At 56.3% G+C, this 16,049-nt stretch carries 11 protein-coding genes; 2 read left to right on the top strand and 9 right to left on the bottom strand.

Going from position 1 to position 16,049, the window contains the following annotated elements:
• Positions 1-288: 288 nt before the first annotated feature.
• Positions 289-1,443 (top strand): non-hydrolyzing UDP-N-acetylglucosamine 2-epimerase, encoded by a 1,155-nt coding sequence (wecB, locus tag BLW08_RS16420; protein ID WP_091326456.1) that lies wholly within the window; start codon positions 289-291, stop codon positions 1,441-1,443.
• A 160-nt stretch (positions 1,444-1,603) separates the two neighbouring features.
• The gene (locus tag BLW08_RS16415; protein WP_091326455.1) at positions 1,604-3,256 is read left to right on the top strand and encodes a hypothetical protein; all 1,653 of its coding nucleotides are present in this window, start codon (positions 1,604-1,606) and stop codon (positions 3,254-3,256) included.
• A gap of 64 nt (positions 3,257-3,320) precedes the next feature.
• Here the strand turns inward: BLW08_RS16415 and BLW08_RS16410 are convergent, their stop codons facing one another.
• The 9 genes from BLW08_RS16410 to BLW08_RS16370 all read right to left on the bottom strand — a co-directional run bounded on the left by BLW08_RS16410 (position 3,321) and on the right by BLW08_RS16370 (position 15,985).
• On the bottom strand, positions 3,321-5,870 hold the full coding sequence (locus tag BLW08_RS16410) for a glycosyltransferase family protein (protein WP_091326453.1): 2,550 nt from the start codon (positions 5,868-5,870) through the stop codon (positions 3,321-3,323).
• Positions 5,871-5,879: 9 nt separating this feature from the next.
• Positions 5,880-7,532: a CgeB family protein gene (locus BLW08_RS16405; protein ID WP_254779941.1), complete on the bottom strand. Its 1,653-nt coding sequence runs from the start codon at positions 7,530-7,532 to the stop codon at positions 5,880-5,882.
• A 5-nt stretch (positions 7,533-7,537) separates the two neighbouring features.
• Entirely contained in the window at positions 7,538-8,494 is a 957-nt protein-coding gene (locus BLW08_RS16400; RefSeq protein WP_139244916.1) for a hypothetical protein, read from the bottom strand.
• Between the two features lie 186 nt (positions 8,495-8,680).
• A complete protein-coding gene (locus BLW08_RS16395) occupies positions 8,681-9,589 on the bottom strand; it encodes a hypothetical protein (RefSeq protein ID WP_139244915.1) in 909 nt (302 codons plus the stop codon).
• A 60-nt stretch (positions 9,590-9,649) separates the two neighbouring features.
• A complete protein-coding gene (gene wecC, locus BLW08_RS16390) occupies positions 9,650-10,930 on the bottom strand; it encodes a UDP-N-acetyl-D-mannosamine dehydrogenase (RefSeq protein WP_254779917.1) in 1,281 nt (426 codons plus the stop codon).
• Between the two features lie 34 nt (positions 10,931-10,964).
• On the bottom strand, positions 10,965-12,641 hold the full coding sequence (locus tag BLW08_RS16385) for a glycosyltransferase family protein (protein WP_368086892.1): 1,677 nt from the start codon (positions 12,639-12,641) through the stop codon (positions 10,965-10,967).
• Positions 12,642-12,859: 218 nt separating this feature from the next.
• Positions 12,860-13,618 carry an ABC transporter ATP-binding protein gene (locus tag BLW08_RS16380; RefSeq protein WP_254779940.1) on the bottom strand — a complete coding sequence of 253 codons (759 nt, stop codon included), beginning with the start codon at positions 13,616-13,618 and terminating at the stop codon, positions 12,860-12,862.
• A gap of 118 nt (positions 13,619-13,736) precedes the next feature.
• Positions 13,737-14,624 carry an ABC transporter permease gene (locus BLW08_RS16375; RefSeq protein ID WP_175538736.1) on the bottom strand — a complete coding sequence of 296 codons (888 nt, stop codon included), beginning with the start codon at positions 14,622-14,624 and terminating at the stop codon, positions 13,737-13,739.
• Positions 14,624-15,985, bottom strand: coding sequence for a glycosyltransferase (locus tag BLW08_RS16370; protein ID WP_254779915.1), 1,362 nt, complete (start codon positions 15,983-15,985; stop codon positions 14,624-14,626). Before BLW08_RS16370 ends, BLW08_RS16375 begins: the two co-directional genes overlap by 1 nt.
• Positions 15,986-16,049 lie beyond the last annotated feature (64 nt).

Raw genomic sequence — 16,049 nt, 5'->3', positions numbered from 1 at the left:
GGCTCTTTTCGGGTTCTGTCCGAGCAACAACCACCCATCCTCGACCATCGTCTGCCGCAACCCCGATAGTCCAGACAAAGGCCTACGAACTGCAGCAGTTTAAGCGCCGAGTGGCCCTGGTTCTCGTAGTCCTGGTCGTTGTCGCCGTCCCAACATTGATAGTTGCCTTGATTTTTGCCGGCTAGAGCCCAGACGGTTCCGAATCCGCTCGGATTCTGGCTCAGCGTTGCGCTCAGATAGGATGTGAAGGTCTCTGTCTGCCGCAAAATCGCTCTATGGGGGAAAATCGTGCCCAGCATCATGCCCATTTTTGGTACCCGTCCGGAAGCCATCAAGATGGCGCCCATTGTCCACGCACTCCACGAATCGGCAGAGTTCGATTGCATCGTCACGGTAACTGGTCAGCACCGTGAGATGTTGGACCAGGTCAACGAATTGTTCGGCATCACGCCCGACCACGATCTCGACATTCTTCAGCCCGGCCAGTCCCTCTCTGACATCATGACCCGCACCATCACCGGTCTTGACAAACTTTTCGCCGAAAAGAAGCCTGACGCTGTCATCGTTCAGGGTGACACGACGACTTCAACAGCTGGCGCCATCGCAGCGTTTTATCACGGCATCCCCGTAGTCCATGTCGAGGCTGGACTCCGCAGTGGCAATTTGTACTCTCCCTTCCCCGAAGAAGCCAACCGTAAGATCACCAGTCAGATCACGGCGCTCCACTTGGCTCCCACGTCGACCAGTCGAGCAAACCTTCTCGCTGAAGGTGTGCCTGCTAAGGACATCGTTGTCACCGGTAACTCTGTTATTGACGCGTTGTTCACCACGGTAGACAAGAAAATTCCCTTTACTGACCCCCAATTGGAGGAACTTGCGGCCAGTGGCCAAAAGATTCTCTTGGTCACGACACACCGCCGCGAAAACCAGGGCGACGCAATGCGCGGCGTTGGCCGTGCGCTTGCCCGAATTGCCGACGCCGAGCCAAACCTCGTCATCGTGCTGCCGGCTCATAAGAATCCCGTCGTGAGGGAAGCCGTTCTGCCTGCGCTGGATGGCAAGCCGAACGTGATTGTGACCGAACCACTGGCATACGGAGAATTCACTCGAATGCTCTCAATGGCCCACATCGTCCTCACGGACTCCGGTGGAGTCCAGGAGGAGGCACCCAGCCTTGGCAAGCCCGTGCTTGTGATGCGCGAAAACACTGAGCGTCCTGAGGCCGTTGTTGCCGGCACGGTTACCCTCATCGGTACTGATGAGGAAAAGATTGTTGCAGAAGTTGACCGCCTGCTGAACGACCCGCTTCACTTCGACGCGATGGCCAACGCGGTGAACCCGTATGGCGACGGTCGCGCTTCAGAACGCACTGTCGCCGCTATCGCTGAGCTACTCGGAGTTGGCCAGCGAATCGATGAATTCGGCATGACAGTTTCCGTCTAACACCACCATATTGGTGATAGGGCCGTCACACACTTTACTGTGAGTTGACGGCCCTTTCTTTTGCTTGAATATTTCTGTCAAGTCATTGAGTTTCGCCTGCTACCCCGTCATTCTTTTGCCATAGGTCCAAGGTCTCACCCTACGAGCCCAAGGATCCTCCGTGGAAAAGTTCAGGTCCAAAACATCCACTGCCAGCACACTGACCGCCCGTCATGTCGCCGCAAGCCTTCTGGCCGCATTTGTCCTGGTGGCAGGTTCCGTTCATGGAACAGCGGCCCAAGCGGCAGCACCCCCTGTATACCCCATTAGTGGCTATTTCATTTTTGGGAGCAGCAGCGACGCCATAAATGCACAAAAACTCTCTGACATCAAAGCCGTTGGCGGGGACACTGTCCTCACCTTTGGTTCGCGCATTAAGCCAGCCACTTTGAGCGATATCCCCGCCGATTGCACGATTAACGGAACGAACTGCGCTCAAGCTGCAGCATCGGGCATAAAGGTCAACCGGTACTTTACATACTCGGACAGCGCATTGTGGGGAACGCCTTCGCATGTTTGCCCTCGCGATGTTTCCCTCACGGGCAACGGCAAGCCATTCACTGTGCTCGTACTTCCAAACCAAGGCAGCAACTGCACGTCATCGAATGGACTCTACGATGTGGTGGTCGTTAGCGGTGCGACCGCAGCCGGTACTTCCGGCGTGAACATCTCATTAGCAAAAACAGCTACATCGCTGGGCATGAAATACTACGCCGGGATGCCCTTGCCGGTGGCACGCACCGACTACGGCTATCTGCCGGATGTCAGTTACCTTCCAGCGTTTACTCAGTTCACGGATCGTTTTCTGCGTTACCAATCCAAGGTGATCAATGTTTCAGGACTGGGTGGCTTCTACTTGTCCTACGAGATGCCAGTCACCAGCGGCTCAACATTTGACCCTATATTGAACATCTACCGAATCCAGAACCAAGCCATTGCCCGGCTACATCCGGATCGTGGCGCGATTGTGAGTCCCTATTTGGATGGAAGATATAACGTAGGTCTTACGACTACCCAAGTCCGCGATGGTGCTGAAAAAATTGCAAACACGGCCGGCAATAACCATCTCTCCATCGCTATCCAGGATGGAATGGGAACAGGCAAATCTGGGGCATTCTTCGGAAACGAAGCAAATAGCCCGGTGGATCAGTATGCGGCCTCCATCGTCGGAAGTGGGTCGTGGGGAAGCAAATACCAAGCGCCCATCCGCGACTACTTCGCGGCTGCTGCAGAAGGAGTCGACGGCACAGGCGCCGAGCTATGGGCGAATCTGGAGGGCATGGCCCCCCTGACCAGCCAAAACCCATGCGATACCAATACCAGGGGCCAGTCAACGAAAGCGCGAATTGACCGTCAACTCCAGCAACTGGGCAACGTTCCCATGAAGGTAATCTCTTACATGTGGGACGGCTTCTACACTTGCCAAGGCGTCTGGGGGCCTCTGTCCGATCGAATGAAGGCCGGAAACACCACACCCGTCATCACAGATTCGATCTTCTACGGCAATGGGAATGTTCTGGTCACGGGGCACAATTTGAGTGGCGGGACTGTGAACATTAAGTGGACGGACACCGCCGGCCGGACCTACGAAAAGACCGTTACCGCTTCCAGTTATAACCCAGATTATGGTGAGCAGCGCGGCATCAATCCACGGCTCGAGTCCGTAATTGCCAGCCTGGGTGCCACCTCTCTGGGTATCGGCAAGTACTACATGATTAACGTGACCAACGGTTCAGGCGTGAAGAATGACGCCTACTACTCCGACCGCGGTTAAATAGCAAAGGCGTCTTCTACCCTTAACAGGGTAGAAGACGCCTTTGTGGTACCAGCAGTAGAGACTAGTGGGAGAACGTGCCGTTCCCCGAGCCCCAGGCCGACGTAGAAACCGTCACCAACGAATTAACATTCTCCAAGGCGGCCACCCACTCCAAATTGCTGACCTCCGCCGAGGGAAATGCCCCCGGGCGGACCTTCAAAGACTTGGAAGCCGGAAGAATCGCGAAGGACACTTCAGGATTCTTCTGGTTCTTGGGAACGTGGATCCGCAAGTTCCGCGTTGCCGGAGACTGCTTGAGCACCTCAGTGTATGCGGTTGAACCGCCCACATTGACGATGAGCTTGTAAAGGCCCGCCGACTCCTCGCTTACACCGTGCGCGACCGTCGCCACCAAGTCCGTGCCCTTGCCCTTGATGCGTTCGTGCGTTACTGCCACGGATCTCTGGTCATGGCCCAAGGTCCAGCTAAGGTTCTGCTCGACGCAAGGAAATCCGCTCGTCTCTTGTTTGGTGTCGGGCGCAATTGTTTCCTCGACGAAGATCCGCTCCAGAAGTCCGGCGAACCTTTGTTCTGCATTCAAGGGTCCCAAGACCGTTGCCCGGGCCGCCGTTAGAATTCTTGAGGTGCTCGCATTGGAAGATGCAAGCCTGGCTAGTTTCATCGCCAGCTCGCCCTTCTCCCGCACAGACACCGATGCTGTTCCAGCGGGGCAGATATTCATGGTGCCTACACCGCGTGGAACTACCACCAAAGAGCCCGATGCCAGGGCAAACGGCAATGCCTCCGAAGGCAAGGGACCAGGAATGCTGGCATCGAATGGTGCGACAATAACCGTGGCCTTCAGGGCTGCGGCCAAGGCCTCAAGGTCATTGAATTCCTGCGGTGACTCCTCAATGAAGAGCTCCATCGAGGGCCAGTCGGACAAGTCGCGGAAAGCTGCGGCCTGCTTGGTGAAATGCAGCCGTCGCTTGCCTGCAACGACTACGCGCTGTTGGCGCTCGCGAACTCGGTCCGTTGCCATCCGGAATGAACGGTCTGCAAGATGCGGCAAGTACTCGACAGTCTCGAAACCGTCACCCAACAACCCGGCGGCAACGGTTTCGTTAAGGACGCCGAGGTAGTCCACTCTGGACGCCAAGCGCTTAACTTTCTCGCTGCTGTTGGAATACTCAGCACCAATCACTGCCAACCTGACGCCCGCATCGAGCAGTTGATCCCTCCCTGCCTGTGTTATGCCACAGTCAAGCCCAGAAACGATCAGTAGCTCAGGCAGGTCCTTCACGGACTGAATGAATTTTGCAGCGTTGATGACAAATTTGAACTCACCATTGGGGTCCGGCACCAAAACGCTCTTGTACTTGGCAAGGTCCAGCGCTTGCGCGTTGTGGCCCAACGTTTGGAGTGCGCGCATGGCAACGGAAGATGTTGAGGTTACTCTGCGGAAGCCGACGCCAAGAACTGCAATTGAGCGCTCCGTTGAAGGGGCACTGATTTCGATGTGCTCTCGCGCGGTTGAGACCTCCCCTGAACCTAATGGCTCGGCACTCTCGCGGCCAGCCTCGACGGCGTCAAACTGCGTAAACCAAAGACTACGCTCGGTGGCATCCAAGCCCGTCCACGAATCGTCCGAAAGCACGGACTCCAATGCCATGACCCGGGCAGCGGCAGAGTAGTTCCGAAGGAAACGATCGTGCGTCGCTCGGCTCAAATCCTCCAGTGAAGGAGACGCGAGCACAGACCTAATCTTGGAATCCAGTTCGGCAATAGAGTCAACGCAGATTATTTCAGGAAAGGACGCCAGGTCCTCAGCGTCTGGTACCACAGACACGATCGGAATACCCATCGCGGCGTACTGGATGACGCGGCTCGGATACTGGAAGAAGCCGAGCTTGTCCAGGCCGTCAAACCATGTTTCGAGGCCTTGGTGATCTCGGAAGTACTGAGGAATGTTGATAGCAAGAGCAGTTCTGGCACCGGCCTCAACTACTTCCTCATCGCTATCTAGGAAGCCACCACCGATGTGATAGTAGTCCCGCCCCACGTTGCCATGGATCCGAATACTTGACGACAGCGAACCGAGGTCGAAGTACCTTGTACGGCGAACTTCGTCGTGGACGTTGCCCAAGAACATCGCGTCCGATTCCCGTGGCTGTGAGCCGAATACGTACGGAAACGCCGTTTGATCTGTCCAGAATGGAAAGTTAACCCCCGTCGGACGCCCGAACATGGATTCGTAGAAGTCCAAGACCCTGGCGGTTCCGCAGTGCAGCACCACGTCGTAGCTTTCTACTACAGGACCATACGAAAGGTCCCACAGTACTGGGTCATCAGACAGCCATGCCACCAAGCGTGCACCGGTGCGTTTAGCCCGCTCCAACAAGGGCATGGGCAAACTGGCGGGACGGAACACAAAGATCACGTCGGGACGGAAGTCGATGACCTTGTCCAACGTGGCGTTGAGGACGTGCAGTTGGCCAGGACCAGTAGCGAATTTGTAACCGTGTCCGACCTTGCCGGTGTTCAGAACCGTATGACCGGCTGCCACCAAAGCCCGCTCAAGTGAGCTAGCAACGTGCGTTTCGACAATGCCATCAAACAAAGCAATTTTCATGATGTTTCCCTAAACCGTCCAGGACGGATCTGAACTGGTAGATGCCTCACGAACGTTGAACCGATCCGCAATAGCGACCAGTTCCGAAGACTCGTACACAGTGCCAGGTGCCAAGGCTTCCTGCACCAGCAGCGGTTTCCAGCCGGCAGATACAGGTGCAATCCAGGCCCCCGAGAGAACGCCGAAGCTTTCAGTGTCTTCTGGCCAACTATCACCGAGGTAATCGCTATCGGCTTTATGTGAACTCGCGGTGACTGCCTTGCCCGTAACGCGCGGCTGGGCATCGTGAAGTGTGTATAGCTTCAAGTCGCCGACGTAGTTGGGGGCGTAATCAAACGCTTCCGACAGAACGGCTATAAACCTCGTTTGTGGCTGGAAGTTCTCGATGTCTTGCGGAGTCCGCAGGATGATTGTCGCTTCAGACAGGCCTCGTCGCTGCAAAACGGCCCGGATTTGGCTGTCCTCTGGACCAACCCGGCAGACAACCACGATGCTGGAGAGCTCAACAGTCTGTTCCTTTGCTTGGCTGATGAGCCGTTCCAAGGATGCCAACGACGACGCGACCAAAACAGCGGTGACATCCTCTTGGGGCACCCTCCACTCAAGCCCGGCCATGCCGTAGATCTGCTGCATTCTGTGGGCGTAAGTGTGCTGCTGCAGGGTCCTACGCCATGCCCTATGGGTCGCCCGCTCGCGGAATACGTGGTCACCCACTAGCCGCCCGAGAACTTCCCGTGCCTCGGGCTGGGTCCGGACTGTGAAGACCTCGTCGGCAGCATATGCTCCTGAAATGGCCTCTGACTCGACGCTGACAACAGCCGTTTTGCTGCTGCTGAGCTCAAAGATTCGGCGCGCACACATGCTCTTCGATTGGGGGACGGAATTGACGTTAAGGAAGACCTTGTGGTGACCATAGGCCCGGACCATTGCCTCATAAGGCAGCGATCCCACCACGAAGTGGGCATAGGATTCGGGGAAGGCATAATTTGGATCGCCACCGAGCGCCCGAGAATATATCGAGAAGCCAAGTTCCGCCGAAGGGGGAAACAGCAGATCCATTTGTTCCCGGCGCTCCGGGAATTTGTGTGCAAAATACTGGCCGGCAAAAGCTATATTTCCGACACTCGACTGAGGATCGCGCAGAGGCCTGTGAATTCTCGGCTGCGCTGCGAAGGGTAGTGTTGCCACGTTGTCATGGCCCGCAGCGGACGAGTACGCCTCGATCAACGACTCCTCGGACGTGAGGATAACGTCGAACTCCTTTGCTGCTGGCAGGAATTCCTCAAAGTGGGGCGGATCCTCTTTATTCCAAAAAACCGTAGGAATTCCCTGCTGACGGCAGGCTTGGATCAACGCATAGAAGGCAGGCTTAGGACCGCTGGGCCCAGTGATCTGATAGGCCCAATCGCCGTCATTTCCATTCCAAGCCGACTCGATCAGCATGATATCGGGGCGAAGACGCTCTAGGGCTTCGGAGTAGTCCTTTGTGGAGATCGGCCAGAGGCGGGCTTCCGGAGCGAAGCACTGCGTGGAGAATTCATCCAGCACCACACCTACCGAGGGGAGCTCCCTTGTGGAATCAGGTAGGGCGTAGGAAATATCCAGACCAAATGAGGCATTAACGAGGTTAAACAGGCCATGGTGGACGTCGCTCGAGTTCATCACTTTCACGCTCCAATCAATTCTGCATGGTTGTACGATTTCGACAAGCTTTTGACAAAAAATCGGGGGTGGGCTTGCAAAAATGCCTGTACTGCGGGACGGACATCAATAGCTGTTGAGTCGACAATAATCACAGGCGTTTTGGGTCGGAGCCAGTTGAAGTAGAGTGCCGGGATGCTGTTAGCGAGTGTTTCACCGGAAGAAATTCCGCCGAAATCGATAACGACAATGTCAGCCGAGTGGGCAGTGATGCCTGAAAGTGAAGCGGCTGGGACTGGACTGGAAGGCAGGAGCTGGCAACTTGCCATTTCCTTGGCCTGGGCAGCACCAGAAACTGCGCGGAAAGCAGCCAATTCTCGGTCTGACTCCACTAACCCTGCTACACGGGAAGGGCGGGGCTGGAGATGAGCCAGGCAGTTTGCAATCCATGCCGTCGAGATTCCGGATCCCACGTGCACTGCAGTAGTCGGCAAATGATGACTAAGGGCCTCAAAAATGCCGTTCGCGGCGGCCACCGAGATGTTACGGCCATCGGTGTGTCGAGTCATCCCAACCCAGTCGCGAATCTGTTCCGTTGGAAAGTGGAACTCTGTTGCCGCCGAGTGCTTGGAGGGGCCCGCAGTGGTGGCCAGCTTAGCCACATCAGCTTCATTCAGACGAACACGCCTATCGATTGAGTCTGCCGATTTCGCGATTCCGGCCAGGTTCTGGGTCTGTTCCGATGTTTTTTGCGTACTCTGTCGTACAGCTGCAAGCGAACGGCGAAGAGTGAACGTTCCCTCAAAAAGGACTGGAACAGCGATAGCTATCCCCGTAACAACGATAAAAATGCCCAGGTTTTTGGTTTCAACGAAGTGGATCAGGCCTCCGGCAAAAATCAGAGCACCGATCGCCAGACCCAGGATCCCTCTGGGCGTTCGTAAAAATCTAGTTAGCGGTGAGTCACTCTTAGGTCTTAACATTCTGCAATGCTCCGTGAAGTCGTTTCGTGCATCGAACTGCTCTGGGACGTATTAAATTTTCTAAGCCAAACCGGCGACCGACAGAACGCGACTCGCGTCCGGCAACATCTGCCTGCAAGTCGTAGTCATGAACCGCGGCGTGCTGCCCCGGGGCAGGACAGCAGACTGGGCCAAGGCGACGTACAGCTATTCGCGTACGCGCCTTCCTCGACTGGTTGAGGCATCCATTCCATCAAGATTCGGCGCGGTAAATCCGAGTCCTTTAAGTCCAGCAGCCCAGTCATCGCTTACTGCAATATTCAAGACGTCGGTTATGAGTGCCTTAGGCGGAGCCGCGTGCCCGTCGCCCCAATCGTCCCCCATCAATTCAAATACAGCGTTACTGTAGTGCAAATTCTCAACAAATGGATCTCGGTGCCCATTGATGTGAAATGTGTCCATGCTGTTTTGCATGTAGGCAACGGTGTTGTCTACTGGTTTGCTGTACACCTCAACTAGATCCGTTGTAACGCTGTGAGGAAGTCTTTCCATGGCGTCGCTTCCCGTGACCTCAAAGCAGGTCGCAGCAAAATTGGCTACAGGATCCGGCTCATACCGAGCGATATTAGTCTGGGGATTGGCCACGATCGCGAGTGAGCCCGCGAACTGGGACGAATAGTAAAGAGAAGCGAAGCCGCCCCCAGAAGTGCCGAAGAAGACCAGCTTTTCGCTGCCAAAGGACGAAACGATCTTAGCGATGATGTCCTGCAGAATTTGCTGGAGGCGTTGCTTTGAGTTGCCTACATACCAACTGAGGTTCATTGTTGAACTAATGATCAGGCTGGGATCGGATATGAAGATCCTGTTGACGTCCACATCGCGGGAGACTCCCAACCCAGCAATCATTGGAAGTCTGTATTCCGGGCGGACGGCTCCATGCAAAAAAACCGCTGTCGTCTTGTGCCCACGGTTTTGGACCAAGACATCAATAGGAAGTCCGCCATGGTCAATCACGTGGTAGCCGCCACTTATGCTGCGGGCGGCTAGGAATGCGCCAATGGAGGGATAGCCTGTGATCGCATGAACTTTGGGATCAATATTTCTTGCGCGGGTCATTCTCTACTTTCATGTCTATCGCTCCTGGGGAAGGCAAGCAACTCGAACGGTTGTTGGATCCTAGACAGCCGCGGCGGCTGGAGTGGGTTCACGAGTCAGGGCACCCCGGGTATCAATGACAATTTTGCCGGCCAGAAGTTCGGGCGATATTGCTTTGACGTCATCGTGATCAACTAAGACAACCACTACGTCAGAACGCTTCACGGACTCTTCGATCGAGACAAGCTCCACGTTGTTGCGCCCAGCCAACTGCTTGGGCAATTCCTCGACGTGCGGTTCGGCGACGTTGATGCGGCGGTCCGAGAGAGCCTCGGCCAGGTGTGCTGCGATCTCAATTGCCGGCGATTCGCGGAGGTCGTCGATGTTTGCCTTGAATGCAAGTCCCAAGACCGAAACCTCGGCAGTAGCGGGAAGCGACTCGAGTGATGCCACGACCTGCTGGAAGACCCACTCCGGCTTTGCATCGTTGACTTCACGGGCAGTCCGAATGAGCCTGGACTCTTCCGGTGCAGCTGCAACAATGAACCACGGGTCAACTGCAATGCAGTGGCCGCCAACGCCGGGTCCCGGCTGCAGGATGTTCACCCGCGGATGGTGGTTGGCCAAACGGATGAGCTCCCACACATCGATGCCGAGCTTATCGCTGATAACGGAGAGCTCGTTGGCGAACGCAATGTTGACGTCACGGTAGGAATTCTCTACCAACTTTGCCATCTCCGCTGTAACAGCATCGGTGGTGAGGATTTCGCCTTGGCAGAACACCGCGTAGAGGTGTTTAGCTGTTTCGGCGGCCTCGGCCGTCATGCCTCCAACAATCCTGTCGTTAGTCACGAGTTCGATCATGACTCGTCCTGGAAGTACACGTTCGGGGCAGTGGGCAACCAGGATTGCAGGCTTCGAGTCGGCACCGTCAAGGCTCAAGTCCGGGCGCAAGTTCAAGATGTAGTTGGCCATGTGTTCGGTGGCGCCTGGAGGGGAAGTGGACTCCAGAATCAGAAGCTCCCCCCCTTGCAACTGGGGTGCAATACCGCGCGCCGCAGACTCAATGTAGCTCAAGTCCGCCGAACGGTCTTCCCTAAACGGTGTGGGTACTGCCACGATGTAGGCCTCTGCCTGCGGCGTCAAGGTGCTGGCGCTCAAGTTGCCTTGGCTTACCGCACCCGCCACATGCACACCTAGGTCGGGCTCGACGAAAGGAACCTGACCTGCATTCACGGCGTCCACCGTGCGCTGGTTGACGTCAACGCCGATGACCTCGACGCCATTTGTTGCCAAGATGGCTGCGGTTGGCAGTCCGATGTAGCCCAATCCGATGACGGCTACGCGATTAATGGTGTTCAACGCAATGCTCCCCACATTTGTGTTTATGATTTTTCTAAAGAGTGACGTGTTCTGTGGGATTCCCCCAGAACTGGATCTCCCCGGAGGCGAGGAGCTCATCGTCGGAGGCGGTCCAGGTGTGACCCGACCCACCCCGGTGTTGGTAGTAGTTATATCGGTCTGAGGAATAGATCTTTCCTCCGGACTCAACGATGGCCTTGAGAAACTCTGTGTCTTCCCCGCGGTTAATGTCGCCGAAACGATGCTGTTCGAAGACTTCGCGACGGGCCATAATAGTGGGGCCCATCACCATGTGGCTGAACCGGTGCTCCATATGGTCAAATCTGAATACTGCAGCGTTTCGGCTGGCTATGTACATGAAATGGGCCAGCTTGCCAACGACGTCGGCACCGGAATACATCAACGCGTGCAGTTGGTCCGACAGATAGTTGGGCCCGTAGTAGTCGTCGTCGTCCATCTTGGTCAATACGGCATGGTTCGCCGCACTGGCACAAACATTGAGGCAAGCTCCCAGACTGGTGGTCTCCGGTTCCTGAAGCAGGACCAGGTTCCTCACGTCGTATTTCTCCTGCAGAGCACGGATTTCACTCTTGCCAGGTGTAAATCCGTGAGTCAAAAGGACCAGCTCGACCTCGACTCCGCGTTGGGCCCCAATTGTCCTAAAGACGTGTTCCAGCTGATGCGGCCGAATGGTAGACACAAGGGCGCTAACGGGCTTGGCAATGATGGGTCGCCGGCGGTGTGGCAAGGCGAGCTCAAGGACGTGCTCGGCGCGGTGTGCATACGTGTGCTCAGCCCAAATCCGGCGTTGCGCCAAGTGGACAGAGCGGTCGTTAAGTTCCGGGCTGCGTATGAGCGCTTTAATGACATCTGCCGCTTGTTCGGACGTAGATACGCTGTGTATCTCTCCGTCGGGGAAGAACCGCGGAATGGCATGGCTCCCTGTCGTCACGACAGGAGTACCAGAAGCCGATATTTCGAAGATACGTCGGGCGCACATGCTCGGAGAATCCACAACGGAGTTAACATTTAGAAACACCTTGTAGGCCTTGTAAGCCGTGAGCATCCGGTCGTAGTCCAATGCCCCCACGACGTGCTTGTCATAGGGAGCCGGGAACTGATAGTTCGGCTCCCCGCCTAACTGGCGAGAGAAGATCTCCAGACCGGTCCTAAGTCTGTCCGAACCTTCGATGGCTCCGTCTAGAAGCAAGCGCATCTGTTCTCGACGCTCTGGATATTTATGCGCAAAGTACATACCAGCGAATGCTACGTCGCGGGCGTGCCTGCCCTCCGCCGGACGGACCGGATTGTGAATGACCGGCTGCGCAGCGAATGGAAGCACAGAGATTCGGTCATGCCCTAGAGCTTTGCGATACTCGGGAATTTTGTTCTCATCTGAGGTGAAGACGACATCAAACTCTCTGGCCGCTGGCAGGAAGTCCTCGAAGTGTGGTGGATCTTCCTTGTTCCAAAAGACCGTTGGTACGTCGTTTTCACGGCACCAACGCAAGAGACCGAGAATTTCGGTCTTTGGCCCTGAGGTGCCAGTCAACTGGTACTTCCAGGAGCCGCCATTGCCGTTCCAGGCGGACTCCACGAACAGGAAGTCAATGCGCTTCTCCTGGAGATCACTCAGCCAGGTGTCCTTCTTGAGAAGAACGATCTCCCACTCATACGCGAACGCTCGTGCGGAGAAATCATCCAAGATCACGCCTACTCTGAGATCTGCCCTGCGTGGGGACCAAGAGGGGAACTCGAATGGCTCAAAAGACAGCGAACGACCGTCCTTGTTGCGGACCATGGTTCCCTTAGCAGTGCCAAAAGTGCCAGCGGACTGCGCTTTCTGGCGCCGATACCACTGCCGCAGTTGCGAGAGGCCACCTTTACGTAGGTGCCATGCCGCCGTTCTTAGCGAGGTTGAACTCCGCGTCATGCCCGGCTCCTGCGCATCTTACTTCTAGCCAAAACTTCGGTCATCTGAAGATTCGCACGCGCTTCATCCCTAATTGTGGCAGCGGACAAGTTGTTGCCCTTCGCCAGTTGGCCAGTGAAATCCTGATAGGCCCTGACAGTTTCAGCAGGATCACCGTCCATGATGAGATGGCCTTTATCCAACCAGATAACCCGGGTACACATCTTGGTGATGGTGTCCAGCGAGTGGCTGACGAGGAAGACGCAGCCAGCCTGTTCTCGAAGTTGATCCATTCGTCGCTTGCTGCGGTCGCCAAACTGGGCATCACCGGTGTTCAGGGCCTCGTCCACGAGAAGAATCTCAGGGTCGATGCTCGCCGCAATTGCGAAGCGCAACCTTGAAGCCATTCCGGAAGAATATGACTTCATCGGCAAATAAATGGAATCTTCCAGCCCGCAGAGCTCGACGATGCTCGCAAACTTTTGGTCGATTTCCTGCCGACTCATCCCCATGGCAAGGCAGCCCAGCACAACGTTCTGGTGCCCGGACAAGTCAGGCATGAGGGCCGCGTTGACGCCCAACATGATAGGCGTACTGGAAGCAAAGACAGCGCCCGAAGATGGTCGGACCTGTCCGCTGATGAGCTTCATCAGCGTGCTCTTTCCGGAACCGTTCCGACCAATGATTCCCACGGACTCGCCTCGTTCAACAACTAGAGACAGCTCGTAGAGAGCACGCACAGTGACCGTGTTGGGTCTACGCCCCAACCTGCTCATGAAACTGGTATCCCGGCGTTCTTGGGCGACCGCCTCTGAATCCGTTGTGACCACCCTGTACTCCATGGCGGCCCGGTCCACCACTACACATGGATGCCCTTCAACGTCTAGGACCTGCTCAGCCGCGACCATAAGATTCCTCCCCCTGCCAGAAGAAGACGAGTCCGACCAAAAGCGCGCCCAGCGCCCAGACTGCGAGGGTCGCCCAGGACTGCCAGGTAGGAGGCTGGGCATAGAGAATGCAATTGCGAAGTATGTCAATGACGTTGAAGAGCGGATTCATCTTCAAAACAGCGAGCAATTCCGGATGCGTTACGAAGCGCTCGTACGAATAGAAAATGGCGGAGCCGTACATCCACGCACGCATGAAGAACGGCAGCAAATGCGTCGCGTCATGGACCCGCGAGATGATGCGCGCCAAGATCAACCCAACGCCAAGGTTGAAGAGCGCCTGAAGCAGTAGAGCCGGAATGATTAGCACCCACAGCCAGGTAATTTTCTCCACTGGCGGGATCAACACGATGATCAGGAGCATAGCTAGGATCAGGGGTACGTTTGCCATCATTTCCCTGATATTCAGGCCAATGGGCAACGTAGCGCGTGGGAAGTTGAACGCTTGAACCACGGACTTGTTGCTGTGAATGGATCTGGCGCCGCTGGTGATGGCACCAGAGGTTCCTTGGAAGATAAAAATTCCGATAACCAGGTAGCCAACGTAATTCTCAATGCCACCGCTTGTTTGTAGCAGCAACCCAAAGATCACGTAATAGGTCAGTCCGTTGAAAATCGGGTTGAGCAGGAGCCAAGCGCTGCCCAAGCGGTCACGACGAGTACCGCTCTGGACTCTCGCCCGGGCGTCGTAATAAATAAACTCCCGGAAGTCCCAAAGCTGTACAAGATAGTCCAAGAAGCCAGGGCGCGCGCCGACGCGCGTCAAGCGCCGCATATCCACAGCCAGCGGCTGCACCACTGCTGGCTCTGGCAAAAGTGCCTTTTTCGCCGACATCAGCGGACCCTCCTCCTATAGTTAGACGCCAAAGTTTCATAAGCTTGGCCGTACGCCTGAGCGTTGGCCTGCCACGTCCTCGTTGCTAATACGTACTCCCTGCCGGCGATTCCCATCCGCCGACGCATTCCTTCATCCTCCAGCAACTCCAACAGAACTTCCGCCAGCCGCTCAGGGTCCTCGGCCTTGGTCATCCTGCCGTTGACGCCGTCTTGCACTATTTCCCGGAGAGCATCCAGGTCACTGGCCACGACCGGCCGAGCGGAGGCGAGTGCCTCCACGGGCTTCAGCGGCGTTACAGCCTGGGTCACTGCCGAATTCTTCCGAGGCACTACGAAAACATCCAATGCCAAGTGAAAAAGACGCGCCTGTTCAGGACGAACCCGCCCTGTGAAGATGGTTCGATCTGAAAGTCCCAAACGCTGTACTTGGTCCTTGAGTCCAGGAGCGGCCGTGCCATCCCCTACCAAGACCAGCTTCAACTTTGGCAGCCGTGGCGCTAGCAGCGCAAATGCTGTGACGAGGTCGTCCAAGCCTTCGTAGCCGACAAGGCTACTGACGGTCCCTATATAGAGGTCGTCTGGTTCCAGGCCCAGAGCCTGCCGCGCTACTCCATGGTCCAGCGGTGTTGTGAGATAGGCGCCCCCAACAGCATTGGGGCTGATCAGGATCTTGTCCTCCGGAACACCGATGGCGGCGATGTTCTTCTTCATGGACTCGCCAAGGGTGACAACCAAGTCAGCCGTGTGCATTACATCGGATTCTCGTGCAGAAAAGAGCTCGTACCGTTCGCTGCTGCGGGCTGCTTCATCGCGGCTGGATGCCCACGTATCTGCCAACTGCCCACGGACTTCGTAGACCCACGGAACTTCCAGAGCATTGGCCACTTCCCGAGCCACAAGTCCGTTAACAAAGTGTGTAGTGGTGTGAATTATCGAAGGCCTGAATCCACGGGCAATGGTGAGAAGCGCGGACGCCTGCTGCTGTAAGCGGCCGTCCATGGTGCTGGCTATACGGCCAGGAAGAATCCGCTCGTATCGGACCCCGTCCACGATGTCCCGCTTCCTGGCGGTCAGCGCTCCAATCTGAACGGGGTACCCCAAACGAGTGGCTGCCAGAGTCTCCCAGCCGGCTTCCTGCTGTGCAATCAAGATGGAATGGGCCCGCCGCGCGTATCCGCTTCCCGTGTGGGGTACCGAGTTTGTCAGCAGGTGGAGCACTCGACGCGGTTCCGCTTCCACCGGCGCCGCCGGCAGTGCTGGACTCCAGCCGCTGAACACCTTGAGCTCCGACTCGAGCCGCCGCCGTTGTTTCTCCATGCTGCCTGTTCGCCCTTGAAGGACAGCGATAGCTCCGCTCATATCGCCGTCATACCATCTGCGTCTGGCCACGGCCGCTGGTGTCCGCGTAGAGCTGCCAGCCATC

The organism is Arthrobacter sp. cf158, from assembly GCF_900106835.1.
In the GTDB taxonomy this organism is placed as follows: domain Bacteria; phylum Actinomycetota; class Actinomycetes; order Actinomycetales; family Micrococcaceae; genus Arthrobacter.
The sequence above is the reverse complement of the archived record's forward strand: the minus strand, read 5'-3'. Positions and strand labels throughout refer to the sequence as shown.